Source organism: Acidovorax radicis (assembly GCF_020510705.1).
GTDB lineage: Bacteria > Pseudomonadota > Gammaproteobacteria > Burkholderiales > Burkholderiaceae_C > Acidovorax > Acidovorax radicis_A.
On sequence record NZ_CP075184.1, the window covers coordinates 471,908 to 491,227 of the forward strand.

Annotated in this window: 16 protein-coding genes; 8 read left to right on the forward strand and 8 right to left on the reverse strand. The window is 65.3% G+C overall.

The window, feature by feature from the left end; translation table 11 throughout:
* The first annotated feature begins 109 nt into the window (after positions 1–109).
* The 3 genes from KI609_RS02160 to KI609_RS02170 all read left to right on the forward strand — a co-directional run bounded on the left by KI609_RS02160 (position 110) and on the right by KI609_RS02170 (position 2,821).
* The gene (locus KI609_RS02160; protein WP_226446624.1) at positions 110–709 is read left to right on the forward strand and encodes an SIS domain-containing protein; all 600 of its coding nucleotides are present in this window, start codon (positions 110–112) and stop codon (positions 707–709) included.
* Positions 706–1,368, forward strand: a complete 663-nt coding sequence (locus KI609_RS02165; RefSeq protein ID WP_226446625.1) for a BON domain-containing protein — start codon at positions 706–708, stop codon at positions 1,366–1,368. Before KI609_RS02160 ends, KI609_RS02165 begins: the two co-directional genes overlap by 4 nt.
* A gap of 136 nt (positions 1,369–1,504) precedes the next feature.
* Positions 1,505–2,821, forward strand: coding sequence for an IS4 family transposase (locus KI609_RS02170; RefSeq protein WP_226445574.1), 1,317 nt, complete (start codon positions 1,505–1,507; stop codon positions 2,819–2,821).
* A gap of 71 nt (positions 2,822–2,892) precedes the next feature.
* Here KI609_RS02170 and KI609_RS02175 read toward each other — a convergent pair whose 3' ends face one another.
* The 4 genes from KI609_RS02175 to KI609_RS02190 all read right to left on the reverse strand — a co-directional run bounded on the left by KI609_RS02175 (position 2,893) and on the right by KI609_RS02190 (position 6,906).
* Positions 2,893–3,807 (reverse strand): NAD(P)-dependent oxidoreductase, encoded by a 915-nt coding sequence (locus tag KI609_RS02175; RefSeq protein ID WP_226446626.1) that lies wholly within the window; start codon positions 3,805–3,807, stop codon positions 2,893–2,895.
* A 167-nt stretch (positions 3,808–3,974) separates the two neighbouring features.
* Positions 3,975–5,111 (reverse strand): PilT/PilU family type 4a pilus ATPase, encoded by a 1,137-nt coding sequence (locus KI609_RS02180; RefSeq protein ID WP_226446627.1) that lies wholly within the window; start codon positions 5,109–5,111, stop codon positions 3,975–3,977.
* Between the two features lie 58 nt (positions 5,112–5,169).
* Positions 5,170–5,805, reverse strand: a complete 636-nt coding sequence (locus KI609_RS02185; RefSeq protein ID WP_226446629.1) for a cyclic nucleotide-binding domain-containing protein — start codon at positions 5,803–5,805, stop codon at positions 5,170–5,172.
* Between the two features lie 57 nt (positions 5,806–5,862).
* Positions 5,863–6,906, reverse strand: a complete 1,044-nt coding sequence (locus KI609_RS02190; RefSeq protein WP_226446631.1) for a type IV pilus twitching motility protein PilT — start codon at positions 6,904–6,906, stop codon at positions 5,863–5,865.
* Positions 6,907–6,943: 37 nt separating this feature from the next.
* Between KI609_RS02190 and KI609_RS02195 the strand changes: the two genes are divergently transcribed.
* A complete protein-coding gene (locus KI609_RS02195; protein ID WP_226446634.1) occupies positions 6,944–7,669 on the forward strand; it encodes a YggS family pyridoxal phosphate-dependent enzyme in 726 nt (241 codons plus the stop codon).
* Between the two features lie 98 nt (positions 7,670–7,767).
* Here the strand turns inward: KI609_RS02195 and ltaE are convergent, their stop codons facing one another.
* The 3 genes from ltaE to KI609_RS02210 form a co-directional block, all read right to left on the reverse strand.
* Positions 7,768–8,832, reverse strand: a complete 1,065-nt coding sequence (gene ltaE / locus KI609_RS02200) for a low-specificity L-threonine aldolase (RefSeq protein ID WP_226446636.1) — start codon at positions 8,830–8,832, stop codon at positions 7,768–7,770.
* A 109-nt stretch (positions 8,833–8,941) separates the two neighbouring features.
* Positions 8,942–10,189, reverse strand: coding sequence for a branched-chain amino acid ABC transporter substrate-binding protein (locus KI609_RS02205; RefSeq protein WP_226446638.1), 1,248 nt, complete (start codon positions 10,187–10,189; stop codon positions 8,942–8,944).
* Between the two features lie 75 nt (positions 10,190–10,264).
* Positions 10,265–10,915, reverse strand: a complete 651-nt coding sequence (locus tag KI609_RS02210; protein ID WP_226446640.1) for a TetR/AcrR family transcriptional regulator — start codon at positions 10,913–10,915, stop codon at positions 10,265–10,267.
* Positions 10,916–11,070: 155 nt separating this feature from the next.
* Between KI609_RS02210 and KI609_RS02215 the strand changes: the two genes are divergently transcribed.
* From KI609_RS02215 to KI609_RS02230, 4 genes are all read left to right on the forward strand, one after another.
* Complete coding sequence (locus tag KI609_RS02215) at positions 11,071–12,681, forward strand: AMP-binding protein (RefSeq protein ID WP_226446642.1); 1,611 nt, start codon at positions 11,071–11,073, stop codon at positions 12,679–12,681.
* 87 nt (positions 12,682–12,768) lie between these two features.
* On the forward strand, positions 12,769–16,041 hold the full coding sequence (locus tag KI609_RS02220; protein ID WP_226450134.1) for an acetyl-CoA carboxylase family protein: 3,273 nt from the start codon (positions 12,769–12,771) through the stop codon (positions 16,039–16,041).
* 91 nt (positions 16,042–16,132) lie between these two features.
* Complete coding sequence (locus KI609_RS02225) at positions 16,133–17,272, forward strand: aminotransferase class V-fold PLP-dependent enzyme (RefSeq protein ID WP_226446644.1); 1,140 nt, start codon at positions 16,133–16,135, stop codon at positions 17,270–17,272.
* A 67-nt stretch (positions 17,273–17,339) separates the two neighbouring features.
* On the forward strand, positions 17,340–18,647 hold the full coding sequence (locus tag KI609_RS02230) for a DUF445 domain-containing protein (RefSeq protein ID WP_226446646.1): 1,308 nt from the start codon (positions 17,340–17,342) through the stop codon (positions 18,645–18,647).
* Positions 18,648–18,679: 32 nt separating this feature from the next.
* On the opposite strand, the gene KI609_RS02235 is transcribed toward KI609_RS02230, so the two are convergent.
* Positions 18,680–19,129, reverse strand: a complete 450-nt coding sequence (locus KI609_RS02235) for a hypothetical protein (RefSeq protein ID WP_226446648.1) — start codon at positions 19,127–19,129, stop codon at positions 18,680–18,682.
* Positions 19,130–19,320 lie beyond the last annotated feature (191 nt).

Below are 19,320 nucleotides of genomic sequence, written 5' to 3' on the forward strand. Positions count from 1 at the left end.
CGCTGCGGCCGGACGGCTACTTGACGGCGCATTCACGCCGCAATCGCAAGGCCGGTGGCTACGGTTTGCTACAAAAGCTGTAACACGCGAAGGGTATCATTGGCCCCCCATGCTTGAGCAACGTATCCAACAGCACTTCATCGACAGCGCTGACCTCAAATACCAGGCCGCCCAGACCCTGAGCCACCCCATCGCCGCCGCAGTCCAGGCCGTTCTGGCCTGCGTGACCAGCGGGGGCAAAGTGCTGGCCTGTGGCAATGGTCCGTCGGCCGCTGCGGCCCAGCAGTTCGCCGCGTTCTGTGTAGCGGGCTTTGAGCGTGAGCGGCCCGAGCTGGCAGCCCTCGCCCTCGCCACCGACGGCACCCTGATGGCACCGGCTGCGGGCAGCAACGATGCGGTGCAGCAGATCGCGCGCCAGGTGCGTGCGCTGGGGCAGGCTGGCGACGTGTTGCTGGCTTTGTCGGTCACCGGCAACGACGCGAACGTGCTGGCCGCCACTGAAGCCGCCCATGAGCGCGACATGACCGTGGTGGTGCTGACGGGGCGCACCGGCGGCAAGCTCGCTGCCATGTTGCGCGAGACCGATGTGTTGATCAGCGTGCCCCACGACCGCGCCGCGCGTGTGCGCGAAGTCCATGGCCTTGTGCTGCATTGCCTGAGCGACGGCGTGGACACCCAGTTACTTGGCGAACAGGAGAGCCCGATATGACACCATCCATGAACCGAACCCAGCGCACCGTATGCACCGCGCTGGCCATCACTGCCCTGGCAGCAGGCCTGTCGGCGTGTGCCCCACTCATCGTGGGAGGCGCCGTGATGGGCGGCGTAATGGCCGTTGACCGCCGCACTGCGGGCACGCAGATCGAGGACGAAGGCATCGAGTTGCGTGCCGCCAATCGCATTCGCGAAACCCTGGGCGACCGTGCCCACGTCAACATCACCAGCTACAACCGCCAGGCGCTGTTGACCGGTGAGGTGCCCAGCGCGCTAGACCGCGAAAAGGTCGAAAAAATCATGGCGCAGGTCGACAACACCCGCTCTGTGGTGAACGACTTGGCGGTGATGCCCCCGTCGTCGCTGAGCCAGCGCTCCACCGACACCTTCATCACCGGCAAGGTGCGGGCGAGCCTGGTGGATGCCAATGACATCTCGGCCAATTCATTCAAGGTGGTGACCGAGCGCAACGTCGTCTATCTGATGGGCCGTGTGTCGCAGCGCGAAGCCCAGCGCGCCACCGAAATCGCCCGGGGTGTGAGTAACGTCAGCAAAGTGGTGCGCGTGTTCGAGATCCTGTCGGACGAAGAACTGCGCCGCATCGCCACGCAGCCCGCCCCCGTGACGCAGGACGCGCCAGCGACCAGCCGCTGAGCTGGCGGCAAGGCCATGGAAGGCCATGGGCCGCACTACATAAAAAGGGGCCGTACGGCCAATGCCAGTCAGTTAAGCCCAGGCGAGGCTGAATGCCTGTAAAAAGGGAACGTGTTCACCACGATCCCTTTTTCTTTTGTCTGCTCGACTGCAAACCATCTTCAATGAGACCTTGGCCGAGTTGCCCGCTGGCGGCATGGCTGAGTTGAGCGCCTTGATCGATCCGAGCTGGATCGCGCAAGCATTGCAAGCCACAGGCAAGGCCTCGATCCGGCGTCGCAAGCTGCCCGCTGAGCATGCCGTGTGGCTGGTGATTGGGCTGGCCCTGTTGCGCCAGATGCCGCTGTGGCAGGTAGTTCAAGAGATGGCACTGACCGTGGACGGACAGGACTTGCCCGCACCCAGTGCCAGCGTGCAGGCCCGCCAGAGGCTGGGCGCCGAGCCGCTGGCACACTTGTTTGGCCTGCTCACCCAGGCCTGGGGACGCGCCCACCCGGTGCACCCCGACAGCTTGCGCGTGCTGGCCGTCGATGGCGTGGTTTGGTCGGCTCCCGACAGCGCGGACAACCGCCAGGTGCTGGGCAGCGGACACACGCAGTACGGCCCGCAGCCCTGGCCCATGGTTCGCGCGGTGTGCCTGCTGGACACCGACAGCCACGAACTGCTTGATGCTCAACTGGGCGACTACCACCAAGGGGAGCTGACGCTGGCTGCTGGACTGTGCGGGCTGGATGACTCGATCACGCTGTTTGACCGCGCGTACTTTTCTGCAGCCTTCTTGCTGGACTGGCAAAGTGCAGGAAGCGAGCGCCATTGGCTCATGCGCGCCAGGGACAACCTGCGCCACGAAGTGGAGCAAACCCTGGGTGAGAGCGACTGGCTGATCCGTATGCCTGTGTCGCAAAGGGCCAGACAGCTACGCCCCGAGTTGCCCAGCCATTGGCAGGCCCGTATGGTGCAGACGCTGGTCGATGGCAAACCCAGGCGCTTCATCACTTCCATGCTGGACGCCCAGCGGTTTGATGCACAGCAGCTGGTGCAGCTGTACCGCCAGCGCTGGGAGATCGAGCTGGGGTTTCGTGAGATCAAGCAGTCACTGCAGCAAAGCCACAGCGTGCTGCGCAGCCGCCAGCCCGAGCTGGTCATGCAGGAGGTCTGGGGTGTCCTGATCGCCCACACACTGCTGCGCAGGTGCATGCGGCTGATGGCGCAGCACGCCAAGGTGGAGCCCGTGCGCATCAGCTTTCACACGGCGCGCCATGCCATCGTCGGGGTGCTGCGCAGCGTGCACCTGGCGCGCGCTGGTGTGGTGCCGCAGCACCTGCAGTGGCTGATGGACGAGGCAAGGCACTTCGTGCTGCCGCCACGCAGGCAAGGCCGAAGTTTCCCTCGCGAGGTCAAGCGCTCCACGCGCAGCAAGTACCCTCCAAAGAAAATGCCAGCCAGGGCTTAACTGACTGGCATTGACCTTCGGGTGGCTTTTTTTTGACCGGCGCATTCTCGGAGAAAGCGCCGGGGCTCGGATCAGGTCAACCGCTTGATAAGGCTGGAGGTGTCCCAGCGGTTGCCGCCCATCTTCTGTACATCGGCATAAAACTGGTCCACCAGCGCCGTCACAGGCAGGCGGGCGCCATTGCGCTTGGCTTCATCGAGTACCAGGCCGAGGTCCTTGCGCATCCAGTCCACCGCAAACCCGAAATCGAATTTTCCATCCACCATGGTCTTGCCACGGTTGTCCATTTGCCAGCTTTGGGCCGCACCTTTGCCGATGACGTCGAGCACCTGTTTCATGTCGAGCCCCGCGCACTGGCCAAAAGCCACCGCCTCGGACAAACCTTGCACCAGGCCCGCAATGCAGATCTGGTTGACCATCTTCGCCAACTGGCCTGCGCCGCTGGCGCCCAGCAGCGTGAAGGCGCGGGAGAACGCCATGCCGACAGGCTGTATGGCCTCAAACGCAGCAGCATCACCGCCACACATCACGGTGAGCAGGCCATTTTGAGCGCCCGCTTGGCCCCCGGATACGGGCGCATCCACAAATTGCAGACCCAAGGTCTTGGCCGCCGCATACAGCTCGCGCGCCACTTCGGCAGATGCTGTGGTGTGGTCCACAAAAATGGCGCCGGGTTTCATGCCCGCGAACGCACCCTCGGCACCCAGGGTGACGGAGCGCAGGTCGTTGTCGTTGCCCACGCAGCAAAAAACGATATCGGCCCCAGCAGCAGCCTCTCGGGGCGTTGCTGCATGTTTTGGGGCTCTAGCGCTTGAATACTCTGCGCACCATGCTACTGATTTGGTAGCGGTGCGGTTGTACACGGTGACCTCATGCCCCGCGAGGGCGAGGTGGCCAGCCATGGGGTAGCCCATCACGCCCAGCCCCAGGAAGGCGACCTTGCGGGATGGGGTTGCGTCGTAGTTGCGGGGGTTGGTGCTTGGCATGGGAGTGGTTCTTGCAAAAAAAGGCCGCCACGGGGGCAGCGTTTGAAACTGGCGCGGCCCAGGCCAGCGGACGCCGTGGAACTGGCTTTGCCAGGCCACCAGCGTCGTCCCTCTTCCCGCGCGCAGCGCGAGAGAAGGGGGAAGCGGCGCAGCCGCTCAGGGGGTTGTCACACAATCGCAAAGTGTTCCGTGCCCGACGCAAGGTCCGGCGACTTGGCGCGCTGGCTGTTGAGCTTGATCTGCAGGCGCAGATCGTTCAAAGAGTCGGCGTTGCGCAACGCGTCTTCGTAGCTGATCACGTTAGCCTCGTACGCATCGAACAGCGCCTGGTCGAAGGTCTGCATGCCCAGGTTGCGGCTCTTTTTCATGATCTCCTTGATCTCGGAGACATCGCCCTTGAAGATAAGGTCGGAGATCAGCGGGGTATTGAGCATGATTTCGACCGCCGCAGCGCGGCCTTTGCCGTCCTGCTTGGGGATCAGACGCTGTGACACCATGGCGCGCAGGTTTAGCGACAGGTCCATCAGCAACTGGGGACGGCGTTCTTCGGGGAAGAAGTTGATGATGCGGTCGAGCGCCTGGTTGGCACTGTTGGCATGCAACGTGGCCAGGCACAAATGGCCGGTTTCCGCAAAGGCCACGGCGTGTTCCATGGTTTCGCGGTCGCGGATTTCGCCCATCAAAATCACATCAGGCGCCTGGCGCAGCGTGTTTTTCAGGGCGGCTTCCCAACTGTCGGTGTCCAGGCCCACTTCGCGTTGCGTCACCACGCAGTTCTTGTGAGGATGCACAAATTCGACCGGATCTTCCACCGTGATGATGTGGCCGAACGAGTTCTCGTTGCGCCAATCCACCATGGCGGCGAGCGTGGTTGATTTGCCCGAGCCCGTGGCGCCCACCAGAATGCACAGGCCGCGCTTGGCCATGGTCACTTCCTTGAGCACCTGCGGCACGCCCAATCCGTCGATGGTGGGCAACGTGAGCGGAATCGTCCGCATCACCATGCCTACCTTGCCCTGCTGGATGAAGGCGTTGACGCGAAAGCGGCCAATGCCTGCGGGCGAGATGGCGAAGTTGCACTCTTTGGTGCGTTCAAAGTCGGCCACTTGCTTGTCACTCATCACGGCGCGGGCCAGCGTGAGCGTGTGGTTGGCCGTGAGCGGCTGGGGCGACACCTTGGTCACCTTGCCGTCCACCTTGATGGCGGGCGGAAACTCAGCGGTGATGAACAAGTCGCTGCCGTTGCGGCTCACCATGAGTTTGAGCAGGTCATTGATGAATTTACTGGCCTGATCGCGTTCCATCAGAAGTTCTCCCTGGGGTGTCCGTCTGACGGACGATTTTTGGTCTTGTGGTCGCGCATCACTTTTGGTTGTCGCTCAGACGCGCACTGACAACGCGCAGGCGCAGCGACAGTTTGCGGGCCAGCAGCGCAATCAGGCTGGCGGCCAGTTGCGGGTCCTTGGTCATCATGTCGTCCATGGCTTCGGCGCTCAGCACGGCGATCTCGCAGTCGGTGAGCGTGGTGCAGGCCGAAAAGCGAATGCCGCTGTCGAGCAGCGACATCTCGCCCAGGATGTCACCAGGGCGTGTTTCTGCCAGGCGCAACTGTTCGCCCCAGGGCTGTATGCGGTCCACTGCGATGGTGCCGGTGAGCAGCACCACCATGAAGTTGCCGTATTCATCTTGCCGAATCACGTCCCGGTTGGACTGGACGGCCGCAAACTCAAAAAAGCGCTCCATGCGCTCCACAGCGTCCTTGTCCAGGTGGGCCATGTATTTGTCTTTGGCCCACAGGCCCTGCAGGAGCTTGCCGCCACGGCTCGTGGGCAGGCGTTTGGCCCCCACTTCAACCGCGCGGGCCTCCCAGGGGACGAGCATCGACTCGTCCACGCCCTGGCCTGCAAAAGCGGTGGAGAACAACACGGAGTCCGTGTGCTCTTCGTTCGCCTTGCCGCTGCGGCTTTTCATCTTCAGAAGGCTCAAAATGCCTTTCATATCTCGCTCCGGTCTGCGGCCGGTCTGCGGCCGCAAGGTCTTGGTTGTGTGAGCCGATCAGCCCGGGAAGTTTTCGGGGATCTTGGCTTTTCCGCGCGCCTCAGCGGGGCTGATGATGTTGCGCCGCACCAGGTCGGTGAGATTCTGGTCCAGTGTCTGCATGCCCACGCTGTTGCTGGTCTGGATGGTCGAATACATCTGTGCGACCTTGGCCTCGCGGATCAGGTTACGGATGGCGCTGGTGCCCAGCATGATTTCGTGCGCAGCCACGCGGCCTGATCCGTCCTTGGTCTTGCACAGGGTTTGCGAGATCACGGCCTGCAGCGATTCAGACAACATGGATCGGACCATTTCCTTTTCTTCGGCAGGAAACACGTCGATGATCCGGTCAATCGTCTTGGCGGCGCTGGAGGTGTGTAGCGTGCCGAACACCAGGTGGCCTGTTTCGGCGGCCGTCATGGCCAGGCGGATGGTTTCGAGGTCGCGCATTTCGCCCACCAGAATGGCGTCCGGGTCTTCGCGCAGCGCTGACTTCAGCGCTGCCGAGAACGACAAGGTCATCGGCCCGACTTCGCGCTGGTTGATCAGGCACTTCTTGGACTCGTGCACGAACTCGATCGGGTCTTCTACCGTGAGGATGTGGCCGTATTCGGTTTCGTTCAGATAGTTCACCATCGCCGCCAGCGTGGTGGACTTGCCTGAACCTGTGGGGCCCGTCACCAGCACCAGGCCACGCGGCTTCAGGGCCAGGTCGCCGAAGATCTTGGGGGCGTTGAGCTGCTCCAGCGTGAGGATCTTGCTCGGAATGGTCCGGAACACGGCCGCCGCGCCGCGGTTCTGGTTGAAGGCATTGACGCGGAAACGGGCCAGGCCTTCGATTTCAAAGGAGAAATCGACCTCCAGAAACTCTTCGTACGTCTTGCGTTGCGAGTCGCTCATGATGTCGTACACCATGGCATGGACTGTCTTGTGGTCAAGCGCATCGACGTTGATGCGCCGCACATCGCCGTGGACCCGGATCATGGGCGGCAGGCCTGCGGAAAGGTGCAGGTCGGATGCCTTGTTCTTGACGCTGAACGCGAGCAATTGGGTAATGTCCACGGAGTCCCTCTATCGTTTGGTACGCTTGCCAATCATTATGACCACGATTGCTAACAACCTCCAACAGGTTCTCGGCAGGATTGCCCAAGCGAGCAATGCCGCCGGGCGTGCGCCTGCCAGTGTGAATCTGCTCGCCGTTTCCAAGACGTTTGGCGCCGATGCGGTGGTTGAGGCCGTGGCCGCAGGCCAAACCGCTTTTGGCGAAAACTACATCCAGGAAGGTGTGGACAAGATCGCTGCCTTGCGCGCTGCAATGCCTGGCGCCGGGCTGCAGTGGCACTGTATCGGCCCTGTCCAGAGCAACAAGACACGGCTTGTGGCCGAGCATTTTGACTGGGTGCACACGGTGGATCGGCTCAAAATTGCCGAGCGCCTGTCGGCCCAGCGCCCCGCGCATCTGCCCCTGTTGCAAGTGTGTGTGCAGGTGAATATGGACGGTGGCGCCACCAAGTCCGGGGTGGCCTCGGCGGACGTGCTGGGCTTGGTGTGTGCTGTGGCGAAACTGCCACGTCTGCGGGTGCGCGGGCTCATGAGTATTCCTGACCATGCCCCTGATTTCGAATCGCAGTTGGCAATCCATACCAGCGCCAGAAAGCTTTTTGACGAGATACGTGCCCGGGCGGAGCCGGGGCTGGAAGATTTCGACACCCTCTCCATGGGCATGACCGCAGACCTGGAGGCCGCCATCCAGGCCGGAAGCACGATGGTGCGCGTGGGCACCGGCATCTTCGGCGGGCGCACCTACCCGCTGGTGGATGGGTGACCACGGACCCGTGTGGCCGCTGGCGCAAGGCGCCCTCGACGGACGCCCGTTGGACGCCGGTACGGGCATTCAAGCCAGCTTGCCGGCGTGTATGCCCATCACCCCGTAAAACGCGCCACGCAGTCCAGCGCAGCCGCTACGTCGGCCTGGCCCACATCCAGATGTGCCACCCAGCGCAGCCGCGTGTTGCCGCCATAGAGGCTGCTTGTCACGCGCACGCCATGGTGCGCCAGCCAGGCGGCAAAGGCAGGGGCCACATCGGGGTGCAAGTCGGTGAACAGGATATTGGTCTGCCAGGGCAGCACGGTGATGCGGTCCTGTAACACCGGGTGGCTGCGGCCCGCCTCTTGCAGTCCCTGGGCCAACTGGTCCAGGTGCGCATGGTCATCGGCCAGTCGCCGCACATGGTGCTGCAATGCATAGTGGCCTGCGGCAGCCAGCACACCGGCCTGGCGCATGCCACCGCCCAGAATCTTGCGGGTGCGGCGGGCCTGGCGGATGAAATCACGCGTGCCCAGCACCAGCGAGCCCACTGGCGCACCCAAGCCTTTGCTCAGGCACAGCGATACGGAATCAAAAGCGCCGCACAGCGCCCGCGCTTCGTCATACACATCGGTTCCATGGCGCGCGGCGTTGGCGGTGGCCGCGTTGAACAAGCGCGCGCCGTCCAGGTGCAGCGCCAGCCCCCGGCTGCGCGCCAGTTGCGCCACCTCGGCGATGTAGGCGGGTGGCAGCACCTGGCCGCCCGTGGTGTTCTCCAGCACGACGAGTCGTGTGCGCGCAAAGTGCGGGTCGTCGGGCTTGATGGCGGCGGCGATGTCGGCCACGCGCAGCGTGCCGTCGGGCTGGGTCTCAACGGGCTGGGGCTGGATGGAGCCCAGCACGGCCATGCCGCCCGCCTCCCAGCGATAGGTGTGCCAGCTCTGGCCCACGATGGCCTCGTCGCCGCGCTGGCAGTGGCCCCACAGCGCGATCAGGTTGGTCTGCGTGCCCGAGGGGGCGAACAGCGCGGCCTCAAAACCCAGCAGCTGCGCCGCGTGCTCCTGCAGTGCATTCACAGAGGGGTCGTCGGCAAACACATCGTCGCCCAGCGGGGCCTTGAACATGGCCTCGCGCATGGCGGGCGTGGGCTGGGTGACGGTGTCGCTGCGAAAGTCGGGCATGGGCGCGGTCCTTGTGGGTCGGGTCAATCAATGCAATGACCGGCCATGTTAGCGGCGGCCTGTGGCAGCTGCCGCTGTGGGGTCTACCGCGCGCTGATGCTCCGTGCTGTCAGGGCCGGGCCATCTTGCACTCGGTGCCTTGCGCCAGCTCGTTGCCGGTGTAGGCCGCGTCGGTGCGAAAGCCGTAGTTGGTGCCTTCCCAGCCCACTTTCACGGCCTTGCCGTCGACCGGCACGATGGTGTTGACCACCTGGGGCAGCAGCAGCTGGTGGTCTTCGCCGCGCATGCGGACGGGGCCGACGACGGAGTCAATGGTCAGGTCTTCCAGCGCGCGGGCCACCTTCACCGGATCGGTGGACTGGGCCTTGTTGATGGCGGCTGCCAGAAAGCGCGGCGTCATCTCGATGCGCGGCGCGAGGAAGTCCTTGCCCGTCTTGGCCTTGTAGGCCTTGACCAGAGTGTCCACCTTGGGGGTGTCGGCCTGGCCGGGGTGCCATTCGGCCACCCAGGTCAGCTGGCCCTGCTTGGCCTGCGACACCGCCAGCACCGTGCCGGGCATGGAGCCTGCGCTGTGGTTGAAGTAGCGCAGGTTGTAGCCCGCGTCGCCCGCCGCCTTGAGCAGCAGCGTCATGTCCTGCCCCCAGTTGCCAGTGATGACCGAATCGGCCTGGGTGCTTTTGATCTTGGCAACATACGGCGCGAAGTCTTTCACGCGGCCAATGGGGTGCAGCGCCTCGCCCACAAACTGGATGTCAGGCCGCGCCAGGCCCACCATCTCGCGGCCATAGTGCGCCCACTGCTTCCCGTGTGCGTAGTCCTGGTTGAGCAGGTACACCTTCTTGATGTCAGGCTGCTTCTTGATGTAGTTGGCAATGGCCTTCATCTTCATGGCCGTGTTGGCCTCGAATTGGAAGTGCCAGAAGTTGCAGGCCTTGCCCGTCAGCTCGGGGTCGATGGAGGAGTGGTTCAGCACCAAAATCTCCTTGCCCGGGTTGCGCTGGTTGTGGCGCGCCGCCGCCTGCACCAGTGCCGTGACCACGGAGGAGCCCGAGCCGCCCGTCACGATGGCCTTGGCTCCCTGGTCAATGGCGGCCTGCAGCGCACTCTGGCTCTCCTGCGCCGACAACTTGCTGTCGAACTGCAGCAGCTGCAGCTTGGTGCCCTTGAGCACGCCGCCCTTGGCGTTGATGTCCTCGATGGCGTACTGCGTGTGCGTGAGCATCAGCTCGCCCACGTTCGCAAACGGGCCCGACAGCGGGTCGATGTAGGCGACCTTGAAGGTCTCCTGTGCGTGGGCTGCCGTGCCGATCAGCAGGGCCGCTGCTGTGGCCAGGGGGGTGAGCAAGCGTGTCTTCATGGTGTCTTTGTCTCCTGTGTTTTTCGGTATGTCGTGTGGCTTGCGCTGCCTTGCCGCACGCGGTGGCATGGCGCGCTACGCCGTGTTCCGCTTGCGGGTGCGCCGCAGTCCCAGCACGCGCCAGGCCAGCTGCGCCAGCTCCTGCGCCACCTCGTCTTGCGACAGGCGGCCGTCAGGGCGGTACCAGTTGTAGAGAAAGCCGGGCAGGCTGCAGGCGGCCAGCGCGGTGATCTTGGTGTCGTTGAACTCGAACCTGCCGTCCTCACGGCCCTGCTCCAGCAGCGCGCACAGTTGGTCGTAGAAGTGGTTGGCCAGGTCCTTCTGGGCCGCCAGGTACTCGGGCCGGTACACCTGGGGCTCACGGTACGGGAAGAACGCCGACGGGTGGTGCTCCAGCGTGGCGCGGATCAGCCGCTCGATGCCCTCCGTCACCTTCACATGCGCAGGCCGGTCATCTTCTGCCGCAAAGTCCATGGCCGTGAAGCAGGCTACGGTAGGTGCCCACGACAGCGTCTCGAAGATCTCCTGCTTGTTGCGAAAATAGTAGTACACAAAGGGCTTGGTCACGCCCAGCTGCTGCACGATCTGCTCAATGGTGGTGTTGGCGTAGCCCTGCGCATCAAACAGCGCCTCGGCCGCGCGCAGGATGCGCTCGCGCTTCTCGTCCGACCCGGCCGTGGCGGCCTTCTGGCGGCCGCTGGCCTGCACGGGGGGCTGCTGGTTCATCGGTGTCCTTTGCGCGACGTTGGAGTTATACCCATGGGTAGCATTGTTCTACCGTGCGGTATATATTGGCAAGACGCTGGCGGGTGTGGGCTCTCAGAGAAAACCCTGAGTGGCCGCCAAGAACCAGCGATTCCAGACACCTTGGAGACAATGCCATGCCTTCTTCCGCACCGCAGCTGCCGCTGCACGAACACCTGCGCCGCCACGCCCGCGAAACACCCGACCGCACCGCCTACCTCTGGTACGGCCAGCCCCTCACGTGGGCGCAGCTTGATGCGGCCAGTGATGCATTTGCCGCGCGCCTGCAGGCGCTGGGTGTGGCCAAGGGCGAGCCCGTGGCACTGTTCATGAACAACTGCCCGCAGTACGTGATGGCGCACTACGGCATCCAGAAGATCGGCGCCATCGTCTGCCCTTGCGGGCCGCTGAACAAGGAGCATGAGCTGGAATGCCAGCTCACCGACCTGCAGGCCCGCGTGATCGTCGCGGCCGATGTGCTGCTGCCCGTGGTGGACAAGGTGCGCGCCAAGACAGCGCTGCAGCAGGTGTTTGTGGTGCGCTATGCCGAGCTGCTGCCCGAGGGCACGCCCAGCATCGAGGTACCCGCCGAGCTGCTGGCCATGCGCGCCGCCATGGTGCCGGTGCCTGCGGGCTGCGAAGACTTCCTGGCCGCCACCCGCACCGGCGCACGGCCTGCGCCCGTGGCGCTGTCGATGGACGACGTCTCGCTCATGACCTACACCTCGGGCACCACCGGGTTACCGAAGGGCGCGATGCTGAGCTACGGCAATGCCACGTTCAAGACCGCCGCTTCCGCCGACTGCAACGGCATGACGCCGAACGAAACGCTGCTGGCAGTGGCGCCGCTGTACCACATCGCGGGCATGGTGATGGGCGTGAACCTGCCCATCTACACCGGCGCCACGGCCGTGCTGCTCTACCGCTTTGACCCACTGGGCGTGGCCCAGGCGCTGGAGCGCCACCGCGTCACCTGGTGGTACAGCATTGCGCCCATGAACGGCGCGCTCATGCAGGTGCCCAGCGCGCGCGACATGGACTGGAGCGCACTGCGCCGCAACCCGGTCACCAGCTTCGGAATCACCTTCACCGAGGCGCTGGCCCAGCAGTGGCAGCAGTTCGCGCCCAACTGCATTGCGCACGAGGCGGCCTATGGCCTGTCGGAAACGCACACCGTGGACACCGCCATGCCGGTGGATGCGATCCGCTGGGGCACCCAGGGCAAGCCCGTGCCGGGCAACACCCTGCGCATCGTGGATCCTGACACCGGCGCGCCGCTGGCTGCTGGCGAGGTGGGCGAGATCACCATCCACGGCCCCGGCAACTTCAAGGGCTACTGGAACAAGCCCGAGGCCACCGCCAAGACGCTGCGTGACGGCTGGGTCTACACCGGCGACATGGGCAAGATCGATGCGGACGGCTACCTCACCTTCATCGGCCGCTTCAAGGAAATGATCAAGGTCTCGGGCTACAGCGTCTTCCCCGAAGAGGTCGAGACCCTGCTCATCAAACACCCCGCCATCGCCCAGGCCGCCGTCATCGGCGTGCCGGATGCGGAAAAGGGCGAGGTGGTGCGCGCCTTCATCGTCAAGAAACCCGGCCAGGAGCTGGACGCCCCAGCGCTGGTGGCGTGGTGCCGCGAAAACATGGCGCCCTACAAGGCTCCGCGCGAGTTGCGCTTCATCGATGCGCTGCCCGCCACGGGCGCGGGCAAGGTGCTGCGCCGCCTGCTAAGGGATATTGCGTGATTTGACAAGAAATTGGCTGCTGGCGCTGGATGAATATGCGCTGGTGGCTATACAAAATATAGCGACCTCCCCATGCCATCTTCTGTTCTGTTCACCAAAGTGCTGGTTGCCAATCGGGGCGAAATCGCAATGCGTACGGTGCGCGCCCTGCACGACCTGGGCATTGCCAGCGTGGCCGTGTTTGCCGATGACGACGCCGCCAGCCCCCATGTGCACGCAGCCAGTGCCGCCGTGGCGCTGGGCGCTACCGGCCCTGCGGCGTACCTGGACGGTGCGCGCCTCATCGCCATTGCCCAAGCGCAGGGCTGCGATGCCGTGCACCCCGGCTACGGTTTCTTGAGCGAGCGCGCCGACTTTGCCCGCGCCTGTGCCGATGCCGGGTGGCGCTTCATCGGCCCCACGCCTGCACAGCTGGCGCTGTTCGGCGACAAGGCGCAGGCCCGTGCGCTGGCGCAGCAGCAGGGCGTGCCGCTGATGCCCGGCACGCAGGCGGCGGTATCGCTGCAGGAGGCGCAGGCCTTCTTCGCGCAGCACGCCCATGCCGGCATCGTCATCAAGGCCATCGGCGGCGGCGGCGGGCGCGGCATGCGCGCGGTGGCGTTGGCCGATGACTTGCCAGCCGCCTACGCGCGCTGCCGCAGCGAGGCGCAGGCCGCCTTTGGTGTGGACGGCGTGTACGTGGAGCGCCTGATGGGCAACGCGCGCCACATCGAGGTGCAGGTGCTGGGCGACGGGCGCGAGGTGATCGCCCTGGGCGAGCGCGAGTGCACGCTGCAGCGTCGCTTTCAGAAGGTGGTGGAGATCGCGCCCAGCCCGTCGCTGCCCGATGCTCTGCGCGAGCGCATCACCGCTGCGGCCCTGTCCATGGCGCGGGCCGTGGCCTACGAAGGCCTGGGCACCTTCGAGTTTCTGGTGGATCTGGCCTCCAGCGACCTGCCCTTTGTCTTCATCGAATGCAACCCGCGCCTGCAGGTGGAGCACACCATCACCGAAGAAGTCACGGGCGTGGACCTGGTGCAGGCGCAGATCGCGCTGGCGGCGGGCCGCACGCTGCAGGACATCGGCCTCGACCCCGCCGCACCGCCCGCCGTGTTGGGCTTTGCGATTCAGTGGCGCATCAACGCCGAGACGCTGGATGCGCAGGGCGGCGCCACCCCCGGCAGCGGCACGCTCAGCCGCTTCGACCTGCCTACAGGCCCCGGCGTGCGCGTGGACACACACGGCGCAGCGGGCGCCACGCCATCGCCGCACTACGACACGCTGCTGGCCAAGCTCATCGTGCACACGCGCAGCCCGCGCTTTGCGGATGCCCTGCGCCGCTCGCAGTGCGCGCTGGCCGAGTGCCGGATCGAAGGCGTGGCCACCAACCTGGCGCTGCTGCAGGCCCTGGCAGCACGGCCCGAGATGGAACGCCAGCAGGTGCACACGCGCTGGCTGGAATCCGTGTTGCCTGCATTGCTGGATGCTTCCAAAAACATAGCTGCTAGCGCTTATCCATCAAGCGCTAGCGGCCAAAAAGACTCAAATTTCTCAGTGCCTGCACCCGAAGGTGCCGTGCTGACCCCCATGCCAGCCCGCCTGGTGCAGCTGAGCGTGGCCGAGGGCGATGTGGTCGCTGCGGGTGCTGAGCTGGCCGTGCTCGAAGCCATGAAGATGGAGCATGTGCTGCTGGCCCCGCACGCGGGCCGGGTGGGCGCGCTGCTGGCCGTGGCCGGTGGCTACGTCGCGCAGGGGCAGCCGCTGCTGGTGCTGGATGCGGTGGACGATGCGGCCGATGTGGAAGTGCAGGGCAGCGCTGCGCACGACCCGGACCACATCCGTGCCGACCTGCAACGCGTGACCGACCGCCACGCCTTCACGCTCGACGCCGCACGCCCTGACGCCATCGCCAAACGCCACGCGCAAGGCGGCCGCACCGCACGCGAGAACATCGCCGACCTGTGCGACGACGGCAGCTTCATCGAATACGGCGCGCTGGCCATTGCCGCGCAAACGCGCCGCCGCAGCCTGGACGACCTGATCGCCAACACGCCCGCCGATGGCATGGTCACGGGCATTGGCGGCATCAATGGCGCGCTGTTCGGGCCCGAAAAATCCCGCGCGGTGGTCATGTCGTATGACGCCACCGTTCTCGCAGGCACACAGGGCGTGCGCAACCACGCCAAGACAGACCGCATGCTGGGCATTGCCCTGGCGCAGAAGCTCCCGGTGGTGCTGTTTGCCGAAGGCGGCGGTGGCCGCCCGGGCGATACCGACATGCCCATCGTGGCGGGGCTGCACGTGCACACCTTTGCGAGCTACGCAGCACTGTCGGGCCAGGTGCCGGTCATCGGCATCGCCGCCGGGCGCTGTTTTGCAGGCAACGCAGCGCTGCTGGGTTGCAGCGACGTGATCATTGCCACGCGCGGCAGCAACATCGGCATGGGCGGCCCGGCCATGATCGAAGGCGGCGGGCTTGGCGTGTTCAAGCCCGAGCAGATCGGCCCCAGCCGCGTGCAGCATGCCAATGGCGTGATCGACGTGCTGGTGGAGAATGAGGCCGAGGCTGTGGCCGCAGCTCGGCACTACCTGTCGTTCTTCCAGGGCCGCACATCGCAGTGGTCCGCGCCCGACCAGCGCCAGCTGCGCGCTGTGGTGCCCGAGAACCGCCTGCGTGTGTACGACACCCGCACGGCGATGGCCGGCCTGGTGGACGAAGGCAGCTTGCTGCTGCTGCGCACCGGCTTCGGTGCGGGCATCCACACGGCGCTGGCGCGCATCGAAGGCCGCCCTGTGGGCCTGCTGGCCAACAACCCGCAGCACCTGGGCGGCGCCATTGATGCCGATGCGGCCGACAAGGGTGCGCGCTTCATGCAGCTGTGCAACGCGCATGGCCTGCCCATCGTGAGCCTGGTGGACACGCCCGGCTTCATGGTCGGCCCCGAGGTGGAGGCCACGGCCCAGGTGCGCCATGTGAGCCGCCTGTTCGTCACCGCCGCCAGCCTGCGCGTGCCCACCTTCAGCGTGGTGCTGCGCAAAGGCTACGGCCTGGGCGCCATGGGCATGACGGCCGGGGGCTTTCATGCGCCCGTGTTCACTGTCGCCTGGCCCACGGGCGAGTTCGGCGCCATGGGGCTCGAAGGCGCCGTGCGCCTGGGTTTTCGCAAGGAGTTGGAGGCCCTGCCCGAAGGTGCCGAGCGCGATGCCCTGTTTGCCAAGCTGCTCGCCAAGTCGTACGCGAATGGCGAGGCCATGCACATGGCCGCCACACTGGAGATCGACGCGGTGATCGACCCGGCCGACACGCGGGCCTGGCTGGTGCGGGGCCTCGCGTCGGCGCAGGTGGGGCCGCTGGGGCACCGCTTTATCGATACCTGGTAGCCCCTGCGCGGGCCGCGCCGTGCATGCTAAGCTGGCCCGCCTTGCCCGCCCGCACCGAGGCGGCGCCCTTGTTTGATGGAGATTTTTCACCATGCCCGGACTGCTGCCCGATATCGATCCCGATGGTTTGCTTGAATTTTCGGTGGTCTACACCGACCGCGCGCTCAACCACATGTCCAAGCGCTTCACCGGCGTGGTGCAGGACATCCTGGGCACGCTCAAAGAGGTCTACCACGCCCACACCGCCGTGCTGGTGCCCGGCAGCGGTACCTTCGGCATGGAGGCCGTGGCCCGCCAGTTTGCCAACAAGGAAAAGGTGCTCATCGTGCGCAACGGCTGGTTCAGCTACCGCTGGACGCAGATCTTTGATGCCGACAAGGGCCTGGGTGGTGGTTCCGTGGTGTGCAAGGCGCGCCAGCAGGGCAGCGGCCCGCAGGCGCCCTGGGCACCATGCCCGGCCGACGAGGTTGCAGCCACCATCCGCGCCGAAAAGCCCAAGGTGGTGTTCGCGCCGCATGTCGAGACGGCCAGCGGCATCATCCTCTCTGACGACTACCTCCGCACCGTGACGGCGGCTGCGCATGAGGTGGGCGCGCTGTTTGTGCTGGACTGCGTGGCCTCTGGTGCGATGTGGGTGGACATGCAGGCCACCGGCGTGGATGTGCTCATCAGCGCGCCGCAAAAGGGCTGGAGCGGATCGCCCTGCTGCGCCATGGTGATGTTGAGTGAGCGAGCACGCCAGGCCATCGAGGGCACGACGAGCAGCAGCTTTTCGTGCGACCTCAAGAAGTGGATGCAGATCGCCGAGGGCTACGAAAAGGGCCAGCACGCGTACCACACCACCATGCCCACGGATGCATTGGTGCGCCTGTCCGAGGTGATGGCCGAGACGCGCGACTATGGCTTTGCCAAGGTGCGCGAAGAACAGATCGAGCTGGGCGCCAAGGTGCGCGCGCTGCTCGAATCGCGCGGCTTCCCCAGCGTGGCGGCCGGCGGCTTCAAGGCCCCCGGCGTGGTGGTGAGCTACACCACCGACCCCGGCATCCAGAACGGCAAGAAGTTCATGGAAGTGGGCCTGCAAACTGCTGCGGGTGTGCCGCTGCAGTGCGATGAGGGGCCGGACTTCAAGACCTTCCGCATCGGCCTGTTTGGCCTGGAGAAGTGGCACAACGTGGACCGCACGGTAGGCCATTTGTCCAAGGCGCTGGACCAGATTGCGGCTGCGGCCTGAACACTGCGTCGACTATCGATGAGCGTGGCGGTGCCCTGCACAGCCTGCAAGCCCTGCGCGGATGACCATGGACAACGCTGAACACAGCCCCGCGCACCGCTCGCTGCGCACCGCCAAGCGGCAGGCCCTGGGCCTGTTGCTGCTGGTGACGGCGGTGTTTGTGGCGACCAGTGTGGTCGAGCGCGGCCTGGTGCTCGATGGCATCAAGGCCATGGCCGAGGCGGCGATGGTGGGCGCGCTGGCCGACTGGTTTGCAGTGCGTGCGCTGTTTCGGCGCGTGCCGATTCCGTTCATTGCCCGGCACACGGCGATCATCCCGCGCAACAAGGACCGCATTGGGCAAAACCTGGCGCACTTTGTGCGCGACAAGTTTCTTGACCCCGCCTCGCTGGTGGCGCTGATCCGACGCCACGACGTGGTGGGCCAGCTGGCCCAGTGGCTGGTTCAGCCCGAACACTCCCGCCTGCTGGGGCAGCAGGTGGCGCGCATGCTGGCGGCAGCGCTGGATGTGGTGCAAGACCAGCAGGTCGAGAAGTTTTTGCAAAAAGCCGCGCGCTCCCTGATCGGGCGGGTGGATCTGTCGCAGGCTCTGGCCAAGGTGTTGGGGGCACTCACCCACAACGGCCGCCACCAGGCGCTGCTTGACGAGGCGCTGGCCAAGCTCATCGAAACGTTGCAGGTGCCTGATACGCGCGCGCTGATTGCGCACACCGTCGTGCAGTGGCTCAAAAAAGAGCATCCGGTGAAAGAAAAGATGCTGCCCACCGACTGGCTGGGTGACAAAAGTGCGGCCATGGTGGCGCACGCGCTGGAGAGCCTGCTGGCCGATGTGGTCGCCAACCCCCAGCACCAGTTGCGCAGGCGGTTTGACGAGGCGGTGCAGAACTTTGTCACGCGGCTGCAAACCGACCCCGACTGGGCGCGCAAGGCCGAGTCGGTGCGCCACTATCTGCAAACCGACGCCACGCTAGGCCGCTACGTGCACACCCTGTGGCGCGGCATGCGCAGCGCGCTGCAGCGCGACCTGGCCAACGAAGACTCTGCCGTGGCCCGCAACGTGCGCACCATGGGCCAGTGGCTGGGCGAGTCGCTGGCGCAAGACACCGCGCTGCGCCAGGTGCTCAATGCGCGCGTCGAAAGCTGGGTGCAGGGCCTGGCGCCCGAGGTGTCGCAGTTTGTGGCAGAGCACATCCAAGACACGGTGCAGCGCTGGGACGCACAGGAAATGTCTCAACTCATCGAGCTGAACATTGGCAAAGACCTGCAAACCATCCGCATCAACGGCACTGTGGTGGGTAGCCTCATCGGTCTGGTGCTGTTTTCCGTCTCACACGCAGGCGAGGTGTGGAAGGCGTTGAAGGTGTGGGGCGGGTGAGGCAAGCGCCCGCACGCACTGCGCGCTAGCGTTCAGTTGTCGTCGTGTGGGTCTGCGGCGGCATCCGCCGCCAGGTGGGCCGCGTGTTCTTCCTGCAGGTGCTGGGCAATCTGCGCCCATGCCTGTTTGGCGTCGGCGTCTTGCGCCCAGGCGTAGCAACTGGCAATGTGCATGGCCGTGATCGCATGGTGCGGGTCCAGCGCAAAGGCCACCTCACACTGCAGCGCCGCCTGGCGCCACATCGCGACCGCATCCTCTGATCCTTCTTTTTGCAGGGCATGGGCCTCGGCAATCCACGCCTGCCCCAGGCGAAATGCCGCCGCGTGTTGCTCGGGGTCCGCCTCGTGCGCGCGCTGAAACAGCGCCCCCGCCTGCCGCCACAACGCCCGTGCCGCCGCAAAGTCTTGCGTGGCCACGGCCTGTGCCTGCGCGACGAGGGCGTTGCCGGATTGGAGGAGGGTGGCGGTGGAGTCGGAGGTCATGGGTGGGGAAACGAGAAAAGACGGTGTGGGGATTGTCGACGGTGCTGGCGCCGCTCCGTCGCGGCTGGGTATGCGAAAACACCAATGCACCGTGCCGCGTGTTCATCCCGTCCCGTTCAGGCTGGGGTGAAGTGAGGTGATCGTCGGTCAGAGCGCCCCCGGAGCGCCTTTTTTAAAACCAAAAAGAATAT